The sequence below is a fragment of the Flavobacterium cheniae genome (assembly GCF_004363695.1).
Lineage (GTDB): Bacteria > Bacteroidota > Bacteroidia > Flavobacteriales > Flavobacteriaceae > Flavobacterium > Flavobacterium cheniae.
In genome coordinates this window covers 548,661-570,313 of sequence record NZ_SNZC01000002.1, presented here as the reverse complement: position 1 = coordinate 570,313, position 21,653 = coordinate 548,661, and the positions used below count along the sequence as shown (strand labels likewise).

The 21,653-nt window shown below is 33.5% G+C and carries 22 protein-coding genes; 13 read left to right on the top strand and 9 right to left on the bottom strand.

What is annotated here, in order from left to right; genetic code table 11:
• Positions 1 to 21: 21 nt before the first annotated feature.
• Together C8D80_RS07615 and C8D80_RS07610 are read right to left on the bottom strand one after the other, a co-directional pair.
• Positions 22 to 534, bottom strand: coding sequence for an acyl-CoA thioesterase (locus C8D80_RS07615; RefSeq protein WP_133609003.1), 513 nt, complete (start codon positions 532 to 534; stop codon positions 22 to 24).
• A gap of 98 nt (positions 535 to 632) precedes the next feature.
• The gene (locus C8D80_RS07610) at positions 633 to 1,574 is read right to left on the bottom strand and encodes an HU domain-containing protein (protein ID WP_133609001.1); all 942 of its coding nucleotides are present in this window, start codon (positions 1,572 to 1,574) and stop codon (positions 633 to 635) included.
• Positions 1,575 to 1,921: 347 nt separating this feature from the next.
• Here C8D80_RS07610 and dprA point away from each other — a divergent pair, with 347 nt between their 5' ends.
• Positions 1,922 to 3,025, top strand: a complete 1,104-nt coding sequence (dprA, locus tag C8D80_RS07605) for a DNA-processing protein DprA (RefSeq protein ID WP_133608999.1) — start codon at positions 1,922 to 1,924, stop codon at positions 3,023 to 3,025.
• A gap of 28 nt (positions 3,026 to 3,053) precedes the next feature.
• On the opposite strand, the gene C8D80_RS07600 is transcribed toward dprA, so the two are convergent.
• A complete protein-coding gene (locus tag C8D80_RS07600; RefSeq protein ID WP_133608997.1) occupies positions 3,054 to 3,620 on the bottom strand; it encodes a hypothetical protein in 567 nt (188 codons plus the stop codon).
• A 16-nt stretch (positions 3,621 to 3,636) separates the two neighbouring features.
• Positions 3,637 to 4,605: a tryptophan--tRNA ligase gene (gene trpS, locus C8D80_RS07595; protein ID WP_133608995.1), complete on the bottom strand. Its 969-nt coding sequence runs from the start codon at positions 4,603 to 4,605 to the stop codon at positions 3,637 to 3,639.
• 130 nt (positions 4,606 to 4,735) lie between these two features.
• Here trpS and C8D80_RS07590 point away from each other — a divergent pair, with 130 nt between their 5' ends.
• Positions 4,736 to 5,476: a lysophospholipid acyltransferase family protein gene (locus C8D80_RS07590; protein WP_133608993.1), complete on the top strand. Its 741-nt coding sequence runs from the start codon at positions 4,736 to 4,738 to the stop codon at positions 5,474 to 5,476.
• A gap of 89 nt (positions 5,477 to 5,565) precedes the next feature.
• Here C8D80_RS07590 and C8D80_RS07585 read toward each other — a convergent pair whose 3' ends face one another.
• From C8D80_RS07585 to recA, 4 genes are all read right to left on the bottom strand, one after another.
• Complete coding sequence (locus C8D80_RS07585) at positions 5,566 to 7,224, bottom strand: hypothetical protein (protein WP_133608991.1); 1,659 nt, start codon at positions 7,222 to 7,224, stop codon at positions 5,566 to 5,568.
• Positions 7,221 to 7,763, bottom strand: coding sequence for an RNA polymerase sigma factor (locus C8D80_RS07580; RefSeq protein ID WP_133608990.1), 543 nt, complete (start codon positions 7,761 to 7,763; stop codon positions 7,221 to 7,223). Before C8D80_RS07580 ends, C8D80_RS07585 begins: the two co-directional genes overlap by 4 nt.
• 11 nt (positions 7,764 to 7,774) lie before the next feature.
• Positions 7,775 to 8,176 carry a hypothetical protein gene (locus C8D80_RS07575; RefSeq protein ID WP_133608988.1) on the bottom strand — a complete coding sequence of 134 codons (402 nt, stop codon included), beginning with the start codon at positions 8,174 to 8,176 and terminating at the stop codon, positions 7,775 to 7,777.
• A gap of 92 nt (positions 8,177 to 8,268) precedes the next feature.
• Positions 8,269 to 9,273: a recombinase RecA gene (gene recA / locus C8D80_RS07570; RefSeq protein WP_133608986.1), complete on the bottom strand. Its 1,005-nt coding sequence runs from the start codon at positions 9,271 to 9,273 to the stop codon at positions 8,269 to 8,271.
• 188 nt (positions 9,274 to 9,461) lie between these two features.
• Between recA and trhO the strand changes: the two genes are divergently transcribed.
• From trhO to C8D80_RS07515, 11 genes are all read left to right on the top strand, one after another.
• Complete coding sequence (trhO, locus tag C8D80_RS07565) at positions 9,462 to 10,820, top strand: oxygen-dependent tRNA uridine(34) hydroxylase TrhO (protein WP_133608984.1); 1,359 nt, start codon at positions 9,462 to 9,464, stop codon at positions 10,818 to 10,820.
• On the top strand, positions 10,820 to 12,061 hold the full coding sequence (locus C8D80_RS07560) for a peptidase U32 family protein (protein ID WP_133608982.1): 1,242 nt from the start codon (positions 10,820 to 10,822) through the stop codon (positions 12,059 to 12,061). Before trhO ends, C8D80_RS07560 begins: the two co-directional genes overlap by 1 nt.
• Positions 12,061 to 12,291 (top strand): ferredoxin, encoded by a 231-nt coding sequence (locus tag C8D80_RS07555; protein WP_026725596.1) that lies wholly within the window; start codon positions 12,061 to 12,063, stop codon positions 12,289 to 12,291. Before C8D80_RS07560 ends, C8D80_RS07555 begins: the two co-directional genes overlap by 1 nt.
• Positions 12,292 to 12,469: 178 nt before the next feature.
• Complete coding sequence (locus C8D80_RS07550; protein ID WP_133608980.1) at positions 12,470 to 13,630, top strand: PSP1 domain-containing protein; 1,161 nt, start codon at positions 12,470 to 12,472, stop codon at positions 13,628 to 13,630.
• Complete coding sequence (locus C8D80_RS07545; protein ID WP_133608978.1) at positions 13,611 to 14,108, top strand: gliding motility lipoprotein GldH; 498 nt, start codon at positions 13,611 to 13,613, stop codon at positions 14,106 to 14,108. The genes C8D80_RS07550 and C8D80_RS07545 overlap by 20 nt, the downstream gene beginning before the upstream one ends.
• 1 nt (position 14,109) lies before the next feature.
• Positions 14,110 to 16,401, top strand: coding sequence for a penicillin-binding protein 1A (locus C8D80_RS07540; protein WP_133608976.1), 2,292 nt, complete (start codon positions 14,110 to 14,112; stop codon positions 16,399 to 16,401).
• Between the two features lie 18 nt (positions 16,402 to 16,419).
• Positions 16,420 to 17,118, top strand: coding sequence for a CoA transferase subunit A (locus C8D80_RS07535; RefSeq protein ID WP_133608974.1), 699 nt, complete (start codon positions 16,420 to 16,422; stop codon positions 17,116 to 17,118).
• A gap of 39 nt (positions 17,119 to 17,157) precedes the next feature.
• Positions 17,158 to 17,814 (top strand): CoA transferase subunit B, encoded by a 657-nt coding sequence (locus C8D80_RS07530; protein ID WP_026725591.1) that lies wholly within the window; start codon positions 17,158 to 17,160, stop codon positions 17,812 to 17,814.
• Between the two features lie 71 nt (positions 17,815 to 17,885).
• Positions 17,886 to 19,052, top strand: a complete 1,167-nt coding sequence (locus tag C8D80_RS07525) for a class I SAM-dependent rRNA methyltransferase (protein WP_133608972.1) — start codon at positions 17,886 to 17,888, stop codon at positions 19,050 to 19,052.
• Positions 19,053 to 19,061: 9 nt separating this feature from the next.
• Positions 19,062 to 19,514: a hypothetical protein gene (locus C8D80_RS07520; protein ID WP_133608970.1), complete on the top strand. Its 453-nt coding sequence runs from the start codon at positions 19,062 to 19,064 to the stop codon at positions 19,512 to 19,514.
• Positions 19,514 to 19,951 carry a hypothetical protein gene (locus C8D80_RS07515; protein WP_133608968.1) on the top strand — a complete coding sequence of 146 codons (438 nt, stop codon included), beginning with the start codon at positions 19,514 to 19,516 and terminating at the stop codon, positions 19,949 to 19,951. Before C8D80_RS07520 ends, C8D80_RS07515 begins: the two co-directional genes overlap by 1 nt.
• Before the next feature lie 66 nt (positions 19,952 to 20,017).
• Here the strand turns inward: C8D80_RS07515 and C8D80_RS07510 are convergent, their stop codons facing one another.
• Positions 20,018 to 21,619, bottom strand: a complete 1,602-nt coding sequence (locus tag C8D80_RS07510; RefSeq protein WP_133608966.1) for a fumarate hydratase — start codon at positions 21,617 to 21,619, stop codon at positions 20,018 to 20,020.
• Positions 21,620 to 21,653 lie beyond the last annotated feature (34 nt).

The window sequence follows — 21,653 nt, the reverse complement described above, 5'->3', positions numbered from 1 at the left end:
AAGAACCCGAAGGTTCTCAATTTATTCCATAAACAACGCTTTTAATTCCGTTGCCTCGCTTGGTTTCATTTTTCCAGCTAAGACTAAGCTTAGTTGTTTTCTTCTTAAAGCGGCTTCGTAACGTTGTTTTTCTAATTCGGTTTCTGGTTCAATTGGTGGAACTGGAATTGGTCTTCCTGTTTCATCAACCGCGACGAAAGTATAGATAGCTTCGTTCGCTTTATTTTTAATTCCTGATTCTCTATCTTCAATCCAAACATCAATATAAATTTCCATAGAAGTATTGAAAGTTCTCGATACTTTAGATTCAACGGTTACTACACTTCCTAAAGGAATAGCTCTATTAAAAGCCACGTGGTTCACAGATGCCGTTACACAAATTCTACGCGAATGTCTTCTTGCGGTAATACTTGCAGCTCTGTCCATACGAGCTAGTAATTCACCACCAAATAAGTTGTTCAATGGATTCGTTTCACCTGGTAAAACTAAGTCGGTTAAAGTAGTTACCGATTCTGAAGGAAATTTTGGTTGCATTGTTTTTTTTACAAAGATAATGAGGTTTTCGAATATTATATGCAAAAAAAAATCCCAAAACAGGGATTTTAATAATTATTATGCAAAGTGTTAAAAAATTATTCTATCATTAACCACGCTTCTGCATTATGTGTTTTTTGTATGTTTTTTCTATCGGTTTGCGCTTCTTCTAATGTTTTAAAACTTGCATAAACTACATAATATAATTTAAGTTTGTTCATTGGAAGCATCTTTGCGTTTTCAAAACCTGCTGCATTTAATTCAGCAATTGCTACGTCCGCGTTTTCTACACTTCTGTAAGCGCCAGCTACTAAATGATAAGGTCTTTTTTCTTCAACTGGTGCGGCAACACTTAATTCAACTGCTTCAACTGGAGCATTAATTAGAAAAGTCGCCTGTTGAATTTGTTGTTGTACTTTTTCTTGTACGTTTTTCTCAACTAATAAAGTTTGATTGGTAATTTGTTGGTCGTAGTAGGTTTTGTAACCAAAACCACCAGCGCCTAACATCGTTACAAAAACAGCTGCATATTTTAAATACGAGTAATCTTTCTTTCTTTCAGGAGTAAAAATAATTGGTGCTTTTTCTTCTAAAGCTTCTACTTCTTGTTTTAAAACTTCTCTTGTAATTTCTGGAGAAACAAAGCTGCTCAAACCAAACGAATCCGTTAAATAATTTACGGTGTTTGCTGGTTCAAAAACCCAATTCATTTCATTGTTCACCGAAATTTCGCCAATGTTTTTCAACACTACGCGATTGCGGTTTTGCAACAAATACGTCCATTCATTCACCACATCACCAATTTTGATTACGGCTAATTCGTACGACATTTTTTCTTGTAATGCCACATGATTTGCCAATAACCCATCATTATTTTTTACATTCGCATTAAACGAAACCACTTTTTTAGGTGGAAAAAACGAACTTGCGCTTCCAGTAACGTGAGCGGACACAGTTTCGGTTAAAAAAGCACCAAAACCAGGAACAGTAACGCACTGATAACGATATAATAAGTCAGATATGTGTTTTTCTATAAGCATAACAACAAAGTTAGATAATCAATAGCAATATCAAAATTTTATCAACAAAAATTATTAACAATTCCGATTTTTACTGTAAATAATTGGAAGCGAATGGCTTGGGTTTTCTTGGTTTCCATGTTCCTGCTTTACGTTGCAATCTTTTATTTGTTGCCTTCGAGAACCTCAGGCAACAAATAAAAAAGGATTTCCACTACAAATGCGAAGCATTCACTAAACACCAAATAAAAATAAACGCTGCGTGAAGTAATCAGGGCTAATTAGGTTTCTATTTTCTTTTTTGGATTATTGCTAAAAAGAACTATTTTTGTTCTTCAATTATACGCCAAATAAATTTTATACACGCCATGACACAGTCAGAATTGTACCACACGCTTGCGTTGATGCAAGTGGAAGGAGTTGGAGATGTAATCGCCAAAAAACTCATTCAACATTGCGGAAACGCTACAGAAGTCTTCGCTTCAAAAAAATCCCAACTTCAAAAAATTGACGGCATTGGTTCGGTTGTAATTAAAAATTTACAAGACAAATCGGTATTTGCAAAAGCGGAAGCTGAACTCCAATTCATTGCGCAAGAAAATATTTCCACCACTTATTTTCAAGATGAAAATTATCCCGAACGATTAAAACATTGCTACGACAGCCCTGTACTTTTATTTCAAGCGGGAAATATTGATTTACAGAATAGAAGAATCATTAGTATTGTCGGTACACGTCAAATTACGACGTATGGCATGGAATTTACTAAGAAATTGATTGAAGAAATTTCACCATTAAATCCTATTATAGTAAGCGGTTTCGCTTATGGCGTAGACATTTATGCACATCAAATAGCAATGGATTGTGGTTTGCAAACTATTGGTGTTTTAGCACATGGTTTGAATCAAATTTATCCGAAAACCCACAAAAAGTACATGGCAAAAATGGAACAAAATGGCGGCTTTTTAACCGAATTTTGGAGCACCAGCAATCCCGACAAAGAAAATTTCATCAAAAGAAATCGCATTGTTGCTGGCATTAGCGAAGCTACTATAGTAATTGAAAGTGCTGAAAGAGGTGGTTCATTAGTCACCGCTAATTTAGCTAACGATTACAACCGAGATGTTTTCGCTGTTCCAGGAAGAACGACTGATAAATACAGTCAAGGCTGTAATAATTTAATTAAAACACAACGTGCTAATTTGCTTACTTCGGCAGCTGATTTGGTGTATATTTTAAATTGGGAATTGCAACGCGAATCTCAAAAAGTAGTACAAAAACAATTGTTCATTACCTTAACCGATGAAGAACAAATCATTTACGATTACCTTCAAAAAACCGGAAAAGAAATGATGGACATCATCGCTTTAGAATGTGATTTTCCTATTTATCGCATTTCTACTATTTTGTTAAATATGGAATTAAAAGGAGTGATTAGACCTTTGCCCGGAAAAATGTTTGAAGTGGTTTGAAAAATAAAAAACCTCAAAATTTAGACTTCTAAACTTTGAGGTTTTTTATTTTTAATTCAGTTTTAATATCTATTGGCATTAACATCCGATCGTTAAAGGTTATTTTAAAATCATATTCGATATTGTATAATTTTAAAATGGCATCTAATTCCTGTTTATCGGTATTGTTCTTTTTACTATCAAAACGATGTCTATTCAAGGCACCAAAAGCATAACCAAGTAAAATCACTGCAATACAAATAAAAATTATTATAATTGATGAGGCAATAAATACAGGTTTACCGCTTGATTTACTTAAAATGTTTGCGATATAATCGTTGAATTTATAGGTAAAAAGAAACATAGCTAGACTCATAATTAAGTAAACTACAAAATAGGAGTATACCCAATTCTTTTCTCTTTTTGTTTTTTCAAAAGCGATGTTAATCTCTGTAATCTTTTTTTTAAGATTTTCATTAAATGAAATCTCATCACAGAAAACATCGAAATTTGGATTACGATTGGTTAAACTACAAAAAACTCCAATTTCAAGATTTTGTGATTTGTTTTTACACAATTCACAATGCTTGAAGAGTTTTTTTGAGTTTTCAATCATCTGTAAATGATGTTAATTAATAACCCAACTTCTCTCTAACTCTTTTCAAAACACCATTCGCTACAGCACTTGCTTTTGCAGCGCCTTCAAGTAATAATTTATCTACTTCTTCTAGGTTGTTGATGTAGTAATTGTATTTTTCTCTTTCGGTTTTGAATTTCTCAACGATTAATTCAAATAAAGCTTGTTTCGCGTGACCGTAGCCGTAATTTCCAGCTAAATAATTGGCTTTCATTACTTCTGTTTGTTCTGTTGTTGCTAATAATTTGTATAAAGCAAAACAATTACAAGTATCTGGGTTTTTTGGATCTTCTAATGGTGTGCTATCGGTTTGAATTCCCATAATTTGTTTGCGAAGCGCTTTGTCGTCCACAAAAATATTAATGAAATTGTTTCTCGATTTACTCATTTTTTGTCCGTCGGTTCCAGGAATTAACATGGTGTCTTCAGAAGTTTTCCCTTCTGGCAACACAAAGGTTTCGCCCATTTGATGATTAAATCTTGAGGCTACATCTCTTGTTATTTCAATGTGTTGCATTTGGTCTTTTCCAACGGGTACAATATTGGCATCATACAATAAAATATCGGCTGCCATTAGCATTGGATAGGTAAATAATCCGGCATTTACATCTTCTAATCTATCTGCTTTATCTTTGAAAGAGTGTGCCAATGTTAAACGTTGAAACGGAAAAAAACAACTCAAATACCAAGAAAGCTCAGCTGTTTGAGGCACATCCGATTGGCGATAAAAAACAATTTTGTTTGTATCTAAACCACAAGCTAGCCAAGCTGCAGCTGTACTATAGGTGTTTTGTCTTAATTCTGCTCCATTTTTGATTTGCGTAATCGAATGCAAATCGGCAATAAAAAGAAAAGACTCGTTATCAGGATTGTTTGCCATTTGAATAGCAGGAATAATTGCTCCTAATAAATTTCCTAAGTGTGGTGTTCCTGTACTTTGAACTCCGGTTAAGATTTTTGCCATTGTTTTTGTTTTAACGCTAAGCGTTGCTAAGTTGTTATTTAGAAATGCAAATGTAAAGTAAAAACAGAAAAGTAAAAAGAGATAGGTTTTATATAAATGATTACTTTTGGAAATCAAATAAACTTGCTAAATGAAATTTTTAAAATATCCGCTTACATTATTATATCGAATTTGGTTTTACATCTTGGTTTTAGTTCCAATCATTGTACTGTTTCCTTTTATTTTGGCTACGATCTTAAGCGAGAAAACCTATCCGTTATTTTTTAAAATTGCGAGGTTATGGTCTAAGATTATTTTAATTGGAATGGGTTTTAATTATTCTATTGAAGGCGATGAAGTTTTTGAAGATGGAAAAAGTTATATGTTAGTAGCCAATCACACTTCAATGACCGATATTATGTTGATGTTGATTGCGGTTAAAAATCACCCATTTGTTTTTGTGGGAAAGAAAGAATTGGCCAAAATTCCAATCTTTGGATTTATATATAAACGCGTTTGTATTTTGGTTGATAGAGCAAACAGTAAAAGTCGTTATCAAGTTTTTGAGCGTGCTCAAAAAAGAATTCATCAAGGTTTGAGTATTTGTATTTTTCCAGAAGGTGGCGTTCCAGAGGAGCACATTGTGCTAGATGAATTTAAAGATGGTGCTTTCAGAATTGCCATTGAACACGGTTTGCCAATTGTTCCAATGGTATTTTTCGATAACAAAAAACGTTTTTCTTATACTTTCTTCAGTGGAACTCCAGGAAAAATGCGCGCTAAAATTTATCCGATAATTGAAACTAAAGGTAAAACGTTAGAAGATAGAAACGCATTGAAACAACAAGTAAGAGATATTATTTTACAACCTTTGCTTGAGGATTTAAAATAAAAAAGTCCAAACGCATTTGGACTTTCTCAGTTTCATTTTAACTAGAAACGAAACAACTTAACTAAAAATTTAAGCTTAACCAACAAAGCTTAAAAACTAAAACTTACTCCGGTATACAAGCCTATAAAATAAGGCTTGAAGTTACCGGAATTTTCACTAAAAGTATTGATTTGGTATTTAAACATAGGTTGGAAATTAGCATTAAAGCTTTTCCAAAAATTATATTTAAAACCCAAACCGACATTGCTACTAAAATGTATATTGTTTAGATTATTGGCTCTTCCTACTTCCATTTCTATGCCATTTGCTACTAACGAAATGTTATTTTGATTTAAAAATAAGGTACTCATTCCTCCTATCACTTCTATACCAAATTTCTTATCTAATAATTTGTAACTTAATTCTAAAGGAACTTCGATGTAACTAATGTTTTGTTGTAATGCACCCACATTGTTCTCAATAATTACATTTTCAACATCACCCGATAACGTTTCTACATTACCAACTTTTGATGAGAACACCATATTTGATGCTTCTGGATTTCTTGATATTGTAGGTATATTGTTTTCAACATTATTCATTCTTGCATCAAAAAGAACATCGTTGGTGTTGTAACTAATGTTGATATTGTTAACCCCTGTTTTTAAACTTAATTTGTTGTTTATTGCGTAACTTCCAGCTATACCTAAACTTAAAGTTGTTGCATAATTTTTGCTATTCGAATCAAATTGTTGGTCAATTGAAGATCCTTGTGCTAAGGAGTTAAAATAAACAGGCGACGCGTTAGTGCTAATCGCCCATTTACTTCTTTTTTCTTCTTTTTCATCTTCATTTTTCCCAGCCTCTTTTTCTTTAAGCAATTCCTCTAGCAGATTTGTTTCTTTAGAAACTTCAGCCACTAGCGTACTATCTTGAGTAATGATTTCATTAGAAACAACAACATCTGAATTGTTTGTTTGTTTTGTAATAGAATCATTATTAGTTATTGTTGTTGTGTTTGATGTTTTATTTTCAAAAAAAGCATCAATAGTTTCTTTATTGATAGCGTTTTTATCTTCTCTATTATTATCAACTACGTTATTATCATCAAATAGGTTTTCAAAATCAGAATTATTTTTATTTGACTTCGATTTTGATTTTCTTTTTGCTTTGTTTTTTTCTGTATTAGCAACTAAAGCTTTTTCAGAATTTGTTACAGATGATGATTGTTTTTTGAAATTGTTCTTTCCTTTTTTAAATCCTTTTTGATTTGAACTTGCATCAATATCGTTTTGTAATTTGCCATTTGAAACTAATCCGTTTCTTCTACTAGAATTGTTTTTAAGTTTCGATTTAACTAATTTTTCATCAATCGATTTTTCATTATATTGATTGATTGAGTTGTTAGATTTTTTATCTAAATTTTCTTCATTTGATTGCGAATCATAAACAATAGCTTCGTTATTAGGTGAAGTAATGTTTGAATTATTTGAGTTTCCTTTAGAATCTTCAGTATTTACAATTGTGTTGTTAGAATTTGGCACCTCAGTTGTATTGCTTTCACCTGAGAAATTCCAAATTAATGAACCGATTATAAATAATGAAGCGGCAATTCCAGAAAATTCGAACCAAATTGGCACAATTCTTTTTTTCTTTTTCTTTTCATTTAAACGACTAGCAATAATATCCCAAGAATCTTGAGGCGGTAAGGCTTCAAAATCTTTGAATTTCTCTTGAAATAATCGTTCTATATTTTTATTGTCTTTCATTTACTTTTTTTTACCTCAAAACTATTATTGGATTCAATCTTATTTTTCAAAATAGCTTTTGCTCTAGCTAAATTTGATTTAGATGTTCCGATGTTGATTTCTAACATCTCTGCAATCTCTTTATGAGAGTATCCATCTAATACATATAAGTTAAAAACCAATCGATATCTATCTGGTAATTCTTGAATAATCTTAGTTAAAAACTCTAAACTGATGTTATCATCATCAATTTCAATTTCCTCATCATCAGCTATTTTCTCAGAAACAATTTCAAAAATATTTTGTTTTCTATATTGCTGTAGTACATAATTAATAACGATTCGTTTTGCCCAACCTTCAAATGAACCCGTTTTTTTGTATTGATTTATTTTTTCAAAAATGATTAAAAAACTTTCTTGTAAATTGTCTTGAGCTTCTTCGTAATTACGTGAATACTTCAAACACACAGAAAACAATTTTGGCGCTAGTAAACGATAAATTTGCTCTTGTGCTTTAGTATTGTTGTTACTACATTCATCTATAAGTTGCTCTATAATCAATTTACGATAAGTTAATTAACAGGAATGTCGTATTCTAAGAAAGTATTATTACCTTCAGAGTCTACACCAGTCCAAAATTTAAAAATATAATTTCCTGTGCTAGTAACTGTAAAATCGAAAGTTTCTTCAACCAAATAATCATTTAATTCATTACAGTTTCCACCTTCTCTTACGATATTATTAACTGCGCAAACTCTAATATTTAAGTCTTTCTCATAGTAAATTCCATAAGGAGTATGACAGCTTGAAGGTCTGTAATAACGCATGATTATGGGATAAGTTCCTCCAAGTTCAAACTCAGTTGGTATTACAACAGATTCAACAGGTAGAGTAACAACAGAAACACTTTCTTGATCAATTTCACATGAACTTAAAACAAAAAATAAGCTCAAGATTAAAAATATTTTTTTCATATTAATGATATATTATAAATATTAGATTCAAATTTAATTAAAAGGTTGCGTGTATTTACAAAAAAAATCACGCTCTAGGCGTGATTTAATTTTTAAGCGTTATTTTCTTTGATTAGATCTTTAATTTTTTGTTCTAATTCATCCATTAATTCTGGGTTGTCTTTGATTAATGCTTTTACCGCATCTCTACCTTGACCCAATTTAGTTTCTCCATAACTGAACCAAGAACCACTTTTTTTGATGATTTCAAATTCTACGGCCAAGTCTAAAACTTCACCTACTTTTGAAATTCCTTCACCATACATAATGTCAAACTCTGCTGTTCTGAAAGGCGGTGCTACTTTGTTTTTAACTACTTTTACTTTGGTTCTGTTACCTAAAACATTATCTCCATCTTTAATTTGAGTCGATTTACGAATATCAATACGAACTGAAGCATAGAATTTTAATGCGTTACCTCCAGTTGTAGTTTCTGGACTTCCAAACATAACTCCAATTTTATCACGTAATTGGTTAATGAAGAAAACGGTACAGTTTGTTTTATGAATCGTTCCAGTTAATTTTCTCAATGCTTGTGACATCAAACGCGCGTGTAATCCCATTTTAGAATCACCCATATCACCTTCAATTTCACTTTTTGGAGTTAAAGCTGCAACCGAGTCAATTACTACAATATCAACTGCTCCCGAACGGATTAAACTTTCGGCAATTTCTAATGCTTGTTCACCATTATCAGGTTGTGAAATAATTAAGTTATCAATATCGATTCCTAGTTTTTCTGCATAAAAACGATCAAATGCATGTTCCGCATCAATAAATGCAGCAATTCCTCCTGCCTTTTGAGCTTCTGCAATGGCGTGTAATGTTAACGTAGTTTTACCTGACGATTCTGGTCCGTAGATTTCAATGATTCTTCCTCTTGGGTAACCATTTACTCCAAGTGCCAAATCAATACCTAATGAACCTGAAGGAATAGACTCTACTTCTTCCACTGCGCTATCGCCCAGTTTCATTACAGTTCCCTTTCCGTATGTTTTGTCAAGTTTGTCTAATGTTAGTTGTAAGGCTTTTAATTTTGCTTCTTTGTCTGAACTCATAATATTTGGCTTTAAATTGATTACAATTCTTTTTTTGTAAAAATACAGCTTTTTTCAATTGTGCCAAAAATTGTTAATATGTTTTCCAATTCATTTAAAGATTTGATTTTTAATCAATTTTATTACCTTTGCCCTCGAATTCTTCCATTTAGAATTCACAACATATTTCTCACTTAAACGTTTATAGCATGCAACTGTATAACACCTTAAGCGCAGAAGAAAGAGCTCAATTAATTGATGAAGCCGGAAAACAACGTCTTACATTATCTTTCTATGCGTATGCCAAAATTGAAGATCCCAAAAAATTTCGCGACGATTTATTTATCGAATGGAACAAGCTCGATGCTCTTGGTCGAACGTATGTAGCCAAAGAAGGAATTAATGCTCAAATGAGTGTTCCTGCCGAAAACTTTGAAGCTTTTCGTGAAACTTTAGAAGCCTATGATTTTATGAAAGGCATTCGTTTGAATGTTGCTGTAGAACACGATGACCATTCGTTTTTAAAATTAACAGTAAAAGTTCGTGACAAAATTGTAGCTGATGGTTTGAACGATGAAACGTTTGATGTTACGAATATTGGGGTGCATTTAAAAGCCAAAGAATTCAACCAAATATTAGAAGATCCAAACACCATTGTAGTTGATTTTAGAAATCATTACGAAAGTGAAATTGGTCATTTTAAAGGTGCTATAACTCCAGATGTGGAAACATTTAGAGAAAGTTTACCAATCATCAACGAACAATTAAAAGACTTTAAAGAAGATAAAAACCTAGTGATGTATTGCACCGGAGGAATTCGTTGTGAAAAAGCTTCGGCGTATTTTAAACACCAAGGTTTTAAAAATGTATTCCAATTAGAAGGCGGAATCATCAATTATGCCAAGCAACTTAAAGAGGAAGGTTTAGAAAGTAAATTCATCGGAAAGAACTTTGTTTTCGACCACAGATTAGGTGAAAGAATTACTGACGATATTGTTTCGCAATGTCACCAATGTGGAAAACCTTGCGACAATCATACCAATTGTTTAAACGATGGTTGCCACTTATTATTCATTCAATGTGACGAATGCCAAGCTGCAATGGAAAATTGTTGTTCTACAGAATGTTTAGAAATCACACATTTACCATTAGCCGAACAAGTTAAACTTCGTAGAGGAAAACAAGTAGGTAATAAAGTATTCCGAAAAGGAAAATCAGAGAATTTAAAATTCAAACATTCAGGAGAATTGTCGGATAAACCTTTGGCTGTTGCCGAAAAAACGAAAGATATTCGCCAGAAGATAAAAGTAAAAAAAGTATTGCTTGGTAAAGCCGAACATTATTATGTGAAAGCACAAGTGGGACTTTTCGTTATAGAAAATCAAGAACTAAATGTTGGCGACAAAATTTTAATTTCAGGACCAACAACTGGGAACCAAGAATTAGTTTTAGAAAAAATGTTGGTAAATGGAACTGAAAATTCAGTAGCTAAAGTTGGCGATAAAATAACTTTTGAAGTACCTTTCCGAGTAAGATTATCTGATAAATTATTTAAAATTATTGGCTAATGACAACTTCGGGAAGAATTGAATTAATGGCGCCTGCAGGAAATTTTGAATCTATGCAAGCGGCTTTAGATAATGGTTGCGATTCCATTTATTTTGGTGTCGAACAACTAAATATGCGTGCTCGAGCAACAGTAAATTTCGTTTTAGACGATTTGCCAGAAATTGCACGTCGTTGCAACGAAAAAAACGTTAGAACCTATCTAACTTTAAATACGATTATCTACGATCACGACTTATCGATTGTAAAAACACTTTTGACTAAAGCTAAAGAAGCAGGAATTACGGCAGTAATTGCATCCGACCAAGCGGTTATTATGACGGCTAGAACCATCGGAATCGAAGTTCATATTTCTACGCAATTGAATGTGACTAATATAGAAACGGTAAAATTTTACGCAATGTTTGCCGATACGATTGTATTGTCTCGCGAGTTGAGTTTGCGTCAAGTAAAAAAAATCACCGAAGACATCGAAAAAGAACAAGTAAAAGGTCCAAGCGGTAATTTAGTTGAAATTGAAATTTTTGGTCACGGCGCTTTGTGTATGGCGGTTTCTGGAAAATGTTATTTGAGTTTACATTCGCATAATTCATCGGCAAATCGGGGTGCTTGCAAACAAAATTGTCGCAAAAAATATACCGTTATTGACCAAGAATCTGGTTTTGAAATTGAAGTTGATAACGAATATTTAATGTCGCCAAAAGATTTATGTACATTAGATTTTCTAGATCAAGTAATCGATTCAGGAATAAAAGTTTTAAAAATTGAAGGTCGTGGACGTGCTGCAGATTATGTAGCAACGGTTATCAAAACCTATCGTGAAGCTATCGATTCGTATTACGAAGGAACGTTTACCAAAGAAAAAATCAACACTTGGATGGAAGCTTTGGCAACTGTTTACAATCGTGGTTTTTGGAGCGGTTATTATTTGGGACAAAAATTAGGCGAATGGTCTGATAATCCCGGTTCCAATGCAACTCAGAAAAAAGTATACGTTGGAAAAGGAATGCATTATTTCCCAAAATCAAGCATAGCCGAATTCAAAATCGAAGCTTACGATATTAAAAAAGGCGATAAAATTTTAATTACCGGTCCGTCAACTGGAGCGCAAGAATTAATTTTAGAAGATTTTTTTGTGAATGATGCTACTTCTGAAAAAGCAACCAAAGGAGATAGTTGTACTTTAAAAGTGCCGTTCCGCATTCGTTTATCGGATAAAATGTATAAAATTGTAGAAAACTAATGGTTGTTGTTACGCTTCAAAGAGACAAATGCATTGGTTGCAATTATTGTGTAGAAATGGCGCCAGCCCAATTTCAAATGTCAAAAAAAGACGGAAAATCGGTTTTAATAAAATCGGTTGATGCCAAAGGTTTTCACACTTTAAAATCGGCAGACCACACCATTGTTGAAAATTGTGAATTAGCAGCAAAGGCTTGTCCCGTTCACATAATTACCGTGAAAGAAACATAATTTTTTGGTTTACAATACTATATAAAGACCTATTTCGTTTTATAATGAGATAGGTTTTTTGTTTTTGTGCAACTTCAAAAGATTGAATTTGAAAGTTTCCATAAAAAATCAATATCTTTACGCTCAAAAACGTTTTGAAACGTAGTCCGCTTAAGGACAATCACTATATATTTAAATTATGGCATGTACAAACTGTTCAACCGCTGATGGTGGTGCACCAAAGGGGTGTAATAATAATGGGACTTGCGGCACCGATAGCTGCAACAAACTTTCGGTTTTTGATTGGTTGTCAAACATGACATTACCAGGAGGTCAGGCGCCTTTTGATGCGGCTGAAATCCGTTTCAAAAACGGAAGAAAAGAATTTTTCAGAAATACAGAAAAGCTAACTTTAGCTATTGGAGATATTGTTGCTACGGAGGCTTCTCCAGGTCACGATATTGGGATTGTAACTTTGACAGGAGAATTGGTTAAAATTCAAATGAAGAAGAAAGGCGATAATCCAGACAAAGAATTAGCTAAAATCTATAGAAAAGCATCACAACGTGATATCGATATTTGGACAGAAGCTCGAAATAAAGAAGAAGCGGTGCGTATGCGTGCTCGTGAAATCGCTATTAATTTGAAGTTAGAAATGAAAATTTCTGATGTAGAATTTCAAGGTGATGGTTCAAAAGCAACGTTTTATTACACCGCAAATGACAGAGTCGATTTTCGTCAGTTAATTAAAGAATTTGCACAAGATTTCAAAATCAGAATCGAAATGAAACAAGTAGGTTTCCGTCAGGAAGCAGCTCGTTTAGGTGGAATTGGTTCTTGCGGAAGAGAATTGTGTTGTTCTACTTGGTTAACCGATTTTAGAAGTGTAAATACTTCGGCAGCACGTTACCAACAGTTGTCGTTAAATCCACAAAAATTAGCAGGACAATGTGGAAAACTAAAGTGTTGTTTGAATTACGAATTAGACACTTATTTGGATGCATTGAAAGATATGCCTGATATGGAAACCAAATTGTATACCGAAAAAGGCGATGCATATTGTCAGAAAATTGATATTTTCAAGGAAATTATGTGGTTCTCTTATGCAAATGCTCCAGCGCAATGGATGGTTTTACCAGTAGCAAAAGTGAAAGAAATTGTAGCTATCAATAAGAAAAAAGAACGTGTGGCGGCTTTGGAAGATTATGTGGTAGAAACGGTTCAAGAAGTAGAGAAAAAATTCGAAAATGTAGTAGGTCAAGATAGTTTAACACGTTTTGATCAACCTAAGAAAAAGAATAACAATAAAAACAAAAAACGTAAACCATCAAATTTCAAAAATGCTCCTAAAAAAGACTAAATTTATTGGGTTAATGCTGTTTGCTGTGCTTTTTTTCTCTTGCGATGAAAAGCAATTTTTTAGCGAATACAAAGAGTTAGACGGTTCTTGGAAAAAATCAGACACGTTGCGTTTTACATTTGAACAAAAAGACACGGTAAATCCGTATCATTTATTTTTAAATGTGAGAAACAACAACGATTATCCGTTCAACAACATGTATTTGATTGTAACGATGAAAGAACCAGGTAAAAAACCGACTTTTAAAGTAGATACATTAGAATACCAAATGGCTAATCCAGATGGAACGTTATTAGGAGAAGGTTTTTCAGATGTGAAGGAAAGTAAATTATGGTATTTGGAAAATTTCAGATTTAAAAGAGCTGGAAAATACAATGTTGAAGTAGTTCAGGCAGTAAGAGAAACTGGAAAAGTAGATGGTGTTTCGGAACTAAAAGGAATAACAGAACTAGGATTAAGAATTGAAAAAATAAAATAGTATGGCTACCAAAAAAGCAAATACAAACGATTTTTCAGAGTATAAAAGAAAATTTTGGCAATTATTTGCCTATGGATTTTTAGGTGTAATTTTATTATTCCTTTTTGCATCATGGGGATTTTTCGGAAAAATGCCCTCGTTTGACGATTTGGAAAATCCAGATTCTAATGTAGCAACCGAGATTATTTCTTCGGATGGAGTAGTCATTGGTAAATTTTACAAAGAAAATAGAACACCTGTTAAGTACGAAGATTTGCCACAACATTTAGTAAAAGGACTTGTAGCAACAGAAGACGAACGTTTTTATGAACATTCAGGAATTGACGCTAAAGGAACATTGAGGGCAGTGGTAAAATTAGCTCAAGACGGTGGAGCCAGTACGCTTACACAACAATTGGCAAAAAATTTATTTCATGGTGAAGGTTCAAAATTCATCGTATTCCGAGTAATTCAAAAAGTAAAAGAATGGATTATTGCTATTCGTTTGGAGCGTCAATATACCAAGCAAGAAATTATTGCATTATATTTAAATCAAGTTGACTTTGTGAATGGCGCTGTTGGAATTCGTTCGGCAGCTAAAATTTACATGAACAAAGAACCAAAAGATTTAACAATAGAAGAATCGGCTTTATTCATCGGAATGTTAAAAAACCCATCTTTATATAATCCAAACCGAAAAAAAAGAGCAAAATTGGTTCTAGACCGAAGAAATACAGTTTTAGGTCAGATGGTTAAAAATGGTGTAATTACCGAATCAAAAAAAGAGGAATTAAAGAAACTTCCTATCAAGTTAGATTTCAAGCCTGAAAGTCATTCCGAAGGAAGTGCTACTTATTTCAGAGAATATCTAAGAGATTACATGAAGAAATGGGTGAAAGATCATTTAAAACCAGATGGAACAGAATATGATTTGTATCGCGATGGTTTAAAAATTTACACGACTATCGATTCAAAAATGCAACAGTATGCAGAGGAAGCGGTTTACGAACATCTTAAAAACCTTCAAAAAGAGTTTTTTAAAGGTAAGAAAGACCAAGAAAACGCTCCTTTTGTTGATATTACTCCAGAGCAAACCCAACAAATTATGAACCAAGCCATGAAAAATTCTGAGCGTTGGAGAAAAATGGATTTGAATGGAAAAACTAAAGAGGAAATTATTAAGTCTTTTGATGTGCCAGCAAAAATGAAAATCTTTACGTATGAAGGTGAAAAAGACACCATCATGAAACCAAAAGATTCGATTATTTACTACAAACATATGCTTCAAACAGGTATGATGGCTATGGAACCAAGAAGCGGTCACATCAAAGCTTGGGTAGGTGGTGTAAATTATAAATATTTCCAATACGATCACGTGGGTCAAGGAGCAAGACAAGTAGGCTCAACTTTTAAACCTTTTGTATACGCAACTGCTATCGAACAATTAGGAATGTCGCCTTGTGATTCTATTATCGACAGTTATTTCACCATGCCAAAAGGAAAATGGGGAATCGATGCCGATTGGTCACCAAAAAATTCAGATGGTAATTACAGGGGTACAACAACATTACAAAAAGCATTAGCTAATTCAATAAACACTGTTTCAGCTAAATTAATAGATCGTGTAGGACCTCAGGCAGTAGTAGATATGGTTAAAGAATTAGGCGTTACATCCAAAATTCCTGTTCAACCTTCTATTGCTTTGGGCGCAGTAGATATTACAGTTGAAGAGATGGTTGGAGCTATGAGTACTTTCGCTAATCAAGGAGTATACGTAAAGCCAACGTTTATTATTAAAATTGAAGATAAAAATGGTGTCGTAATAGATCAACCTGTTCCTTATCAAAAAGACGTCGTTAATAAAGATGTAGCTTATGCTGTTGTTAAATTAATGGAAGGTGTTACAAAGTCAGGTACAGGTGCAAGATTAAATTATGGAGGAGTTGGATTTGTTCAATATGATTATAGTTTCGGAAATCCAATTGCAGGAAAAACAGGAACTTCTCAAAACAATTCTGATGGTTGGTTTATAGGTATGGTGCCTAATTTAGCAACCGGAATTTGGGTTGGAAATGAAGATAGAGCAGCGCACTTTCGTTCAACAAATATGGGTCAAGGTGCTACAACAGCTCTTCCTATTTGGGGTATTTTTATGAAGAAATGTTATGACGACGCTTATTTAGATGTGTCTAAGGAGCCATTTGAAAAACCAGAAGATTTACAAATAAAAGTAGATTGTTGGACACCTAAAAAAGTAGTTGATACCACAGCTGTTCCAACAGACGAGCCAGACATGGACGAATTCGGATTATAAACAACAACAAACCAAAATATGATTTCTAGAAAAGTTAATAACGTTAAAGAAGCGTTGGAAGGAATTCAAGACGGACAAACCATCATGTTAGGTGGTTTTGGTCTTTGTGGTATTCCCGAAAACAGTATTGCTGAATTAGTAAATAAAAATGTAACCAATCTAACTTGTATTTCAAACAATGCAGGTGTGGATGATTTCGGATTGGGATTACTATTACAAAAACGTCAAATCAAAAAAATGATTTCTTCTTATGTGGGAGAAAACGCTGAATTTGAACGTCAAATGCTTTCAGGAGAATTAGATGTAGAATTAACACCACAAGGAACTTTAGCTGAAAAATGTCGTGCTGCTCAAGCCGGAATTCCAGCATTCTTTACTCCAGCAGGTTTCGGAACGGAAGTTGCTGAAGGAAAAGAAACACGTGAATTCAACGGAAAAATGCACGTGATGGAATTGGCTTACAAAGCTGATTTTTCTATCGTAAAAGCATGGAAAGGTGACGAAGCAGGAAACCTTATTTTCAAAGGAACAGCTCGTAATTTCAACGCTTGTATGGCAGGTGCTGCAAAAATCACTATTGCTGAGGTTGAAGAATTAGTACCAGCAGGAACTTTAAATCCTAACGAAATTCACATCCCAGGAATTATGGTCAACCGTATTTTCCAAGGAGAGAAGTTTGAAAAAAGAATTGAGCAACGCACAGTTCGTCAAAAGTAAACAGTGTTCAGTTTTTAGTGTTCAGTAAAAGAAAGAATTATGTTATCAAAAGAAGATATAGCAAAAAGAATAGCACAAGAAGTAAAAGACGGTTACTATGTAAACTTAGGAATCGGAATTCCAACTTTAGTTGCCAATTACGTTCGTACCGATATTTCAGTTGAATTTCAATCGGAAAATGGAGTTTTAGGAATGGGTCCATTTCCTTTTGAAGGAGAAGAAGATGCTGACATCATCAACGCAGGAAAACAAACGATTACCACTTTGCCAGGAGCAAGTTTCTTTGATTCTGCGTTTAGTTTCGGAATGATTCGTGCGCAAAAAGTAGATTTAACTATTTTAGGTGCGATGGAAGTTTCTGAAAACGGAGATATTGCCAACTGGAAAATCCCAGGAAAAATGGTAAAAGGAATGGGTGGCGCTATGGATTTAGTAGCTTCAGCAGAAAATATTATCGTAGCTATGATGCACGTAAACAAAGCTGGAGAATCAAAAATTCTTAAAAAATGTACGCTTCCATTAACCGGTGTTGGTTGTGTGAAAAAAGTTGTTACGGAATTAGCCGTTTTAGAAATCACACCAAAAGGTTTTAAATTGTTAGAACGCGCGCCAGGTGTTTCAGTAGAAGATATTATCAAAGCAACTGAAGCCGATTTAATCATTGAAGGAGAAATTCCGGAAATGAAAATCGATTAATAAAAAGAGTTTATAATTTTAAACCTGATAGGTTACTCTAACCTGTCAGGTTTTTATATATTTTAAAGAAAATGAGCTTACCAAAAGTAATTCTAAAATCAGGTAAAGAAAAATCTATTCAACGTCGTCACCCTTGGATTTTCAGTGGTGCGGTTTATGGCGTAAGTCGTGAAATAAACGACGGCGAAATGGTAGATGTAGTTGATTCGAAAAACAATCATTTAGGAACCGGATATTTCAGTGATAAAGGAAGTATCGTAGTTCGTATTTTGACTTTCGGCGAAGAGACTTTCTCTGAGAACTTTTGGGCAGCCAAACTACAATCAGCTTGGTATTTACGCACACAATTATTAGATTTTGAAGTTACCAATGCGTTCCGAGTAATTCACGGAGAAGGCGATGGAATTTCGGGATTAATTATTGATTATTACGATAAAAATTGGGTAATTCAAGCGCATTCAACAGGAGTTTTTCTTCAAATGGAGCAAATTGCCGAAGCCATAAAATCGAATTTTCCAGACTATTGCGAAACCATTTATTGCAAAAGTTCGGGAACATTACCGAATACAGGAACCGATTATTTCTTATTTGGAAACAAAGCAGAAGCAGTTGCCAAAGAGAACAACATTTTGTTTTCTGTAAATTGGGTAGAAGGACAAAAAACAGGTTTCTTCTTAGACCAACGCGAAAATCGAAAATTATTAGGCGAATTCTCAAAGGGCAAAAAAGTACTAAACACGTTTTGTTACACAGGAGGATTTTCCATTTATGCCATGAGTGCCGGAGCCGAATTAGTTACCTCGGTAGATATTTCTCAAAAAGCTGTGGACTTAGCAGCTAGTAATATGGAATTAAATTTCCCAAACGCCAATCACAAAGCTGTAGCTGACGACGTGTTCAACTTCATGAAAGAACACACGCAACAATATGATGTCATCGTATTAGACCCGCCAGCTTTCGCGAAAAGCATCAAAAGTAAACACACCGCAACACAAGCCTACAAACGTTTAAACATTGCAGGATTAAAAGCCTTAGCACCCAACGGAATTTTATTCACGTTCTCTTGCTCACAAGTAATTGACGATGTTTTATTCTATAATACCGTAGCCGCAGCAGCCATAGAAACCGGAAGAAACATCCGAGTTTTACACAAATTAGAACAAGGACCCGATCATCCAACCAACATTTACCATCCAGAAGGGCATTATTTGAAAGGATTGGTTTTGTTTGTGGAGTAATTTTTGGTTATGAATTTATTTGATCGGTTAAAACACAAACTTTCGACAAGTATTAGATTTGTTGCATTATTAAGTTTTATTTTTCAATTAATCATATTGAGTTTTATTTTTTTTGGGGTAATAGAGGCAACAGTTTTTATTTTAATTTTTTATTTTTTATTATTTTTTATCGGAATCAGTAGATATATTGAATTAAAATCTAAAAACTTCAAAGAAGTCGTTTTTAATTTATTTTATCTTATAAATTGTTTTCCACTTATTTTTATAGTGTTATTCTTTTCAATTTATGTATTAGAGCAAAAGTATAAACCAAAAGAAGAAAATATTGATGTAAATGAAATTGAATTTAAAGTCATTGATAAAAACAATGATGAAATGATTAAAAGCCCCAATGAAATTAAATTTGATATAAAAAATAAAAAGTTAGAAGACAGCATAATTGAAGTAAAAATTACTGAATAATGTTCAAAAAAACTCACACTATAAAAACCTTACTTTCAAAAGAAGAAATCATTGCAATTCTTCAAAATAAGGTTGAAAATTTTCATCGAGACAATTCTAAATTCGATTTTGAAGGAAGTGTAAATTTAAATGGAGAAATTAATATTAAACCTACATTTGATTTCGGACCAAGAAATCAATTTCGACCAGAAATTACAGGAAAAATTCACGGCAATCAAATCGACTTAGTGTTTGATTTAAGTTCGATAATGAAAAAAGTATTGTGGTTTATAATATTAGTCGAACCTCTTTTTATTGTGTTTATTTATACGAAAATTCAAGAGAAACAAGTATTGTTGTTTTTTCCATTTTTGATTGGGTTTCTCTTAATTCTGAAATTCATATTTGATAGTAAAGTCAAAAAATCAATAACTGTATTAGAATCCTATTTCAAATAAAAAAACCTGTAAGTCTTTCAACTCACAGGTTTCTTTTTTCTTGCGTCTATTCTCTTTGTTCTAAGACTAAAGATTCATAAAAAAATCATTTCCTTTGTCATCCGTAATAATAAATGCTGGGAAATCTTTCACGGTAATTTTACGAACGGCTTCCATTCCTAATTCTTCAAAATCCACTACTTCAACAGCTAAGATGTTTTCTTTCGCTAAAATAGCAGCAGGTCCACCAATCGAACCTAAATAGAATCCACCATATTTGTTGCAAGCATCCATAACTTGTTTAGAACGATTTCCTTTTGCTAACATAATCATGCTTCCGCCAGCGGCTTGGAATTCGTCTACATAAACGTCCATTCTTCCTGCGGTTGTTGGTCCAAAACTTCCTGAAGGCATTCCATCTGGGGTTTTTGCTGGTCCAGCGTAATATACTGGGTGATTTTTGAAATATTCTGGCATTGGTTTTCCAGCGTCTAACAATTCTTTGATTTTTGCATGTGCAATATCACGAGCTACAATCAACGTTCCGTTTAATTTCAAACGTGTTTTGATTGGGTATTTTGATAATTCTGCTAAAATTTCAGCCATTGGTTTGTTTAAATCAACTTCTACCGCTGGCTCTAAATGTGGAGCTGATGTTGGTAAAAACTGACCTGGATTGGTTTCTAATTGTTCTAAGAAAATTCCGTCTTTCGTGATTTTTCCTTTGATATTTCTATCAGCTGAACAAGAAACTCCCATTCCAACAGGGCAAGATGCAGCATGACGTGGTAAACGAATCACACGCACATCATGTGTTAAATATTTTCCACCAAATTGTGCTCCAATTTGACTTTCTTGACAAATAATTTGTACTCTTTTTTCCCACTCTAAATCGCGAAATGCTTGACCTGACATATTTCCAGAAGTTGGTAAATTGTCATAATATCCAGCTGATGCTTTTTTCACGGCTGCTAAATTCGCTTCCGCAGAAGTTCCACCGATAACGATAGCCAAGTGATACGGAGGACAAGCCGCTGTTCCTAAATCCATAATGCGCTCACGAACAAATTCGTCTAACGATTTTTCATTTAACAACGATTTTGTCTTTTGATATAAAAACGTTTTGTTTGCCGAACCGCCACCTTTTGTTAAAAATAAGAATTCATACGAACTTCCTTTTTTAGCATAAATATCAATTTGAGCAGGAAGATTCGAACCTGAGTTTTTTTCTTCAAACATCGAAATCGGAACAATTTGCGAGTAGCGAAGATTTTTATTTTGGTATGTATTGTAAATTCCTTTGGATAACCATTCACCATCTTCCACGCCTGTGTAAACGTTTTCACCTTTTTTGGCAACTACAATTGCTGTTCCAGTATCTTGGCAAGAAGGCAATTGACCTTCCACAGCCACCGCAGCATTTTGTAATAAATTATAAGCCACAAAACGATCGTTGTCTGTTGCTTCTGGGTCTTCGATAATGTTTCTTAGTTTTTGTAAATGTGCCGAACGCAACATAAATGAAACGTCGTCCATTGCTTCTTGTGCTAGTAATTCTAATCCTTTTGGATCCACCACTAAGATTTCTCTATCGCCAAGTTGCTCTACTTTTACGTAATCGGAAGTTAATTTTTTGTAGTGTGTATCGTCTTTTAAAATTGGATACGGGTCTTGATATAAAAAGTCCATTGTGTGTATGTTTTGAAAGGTAAAGTTACGGATT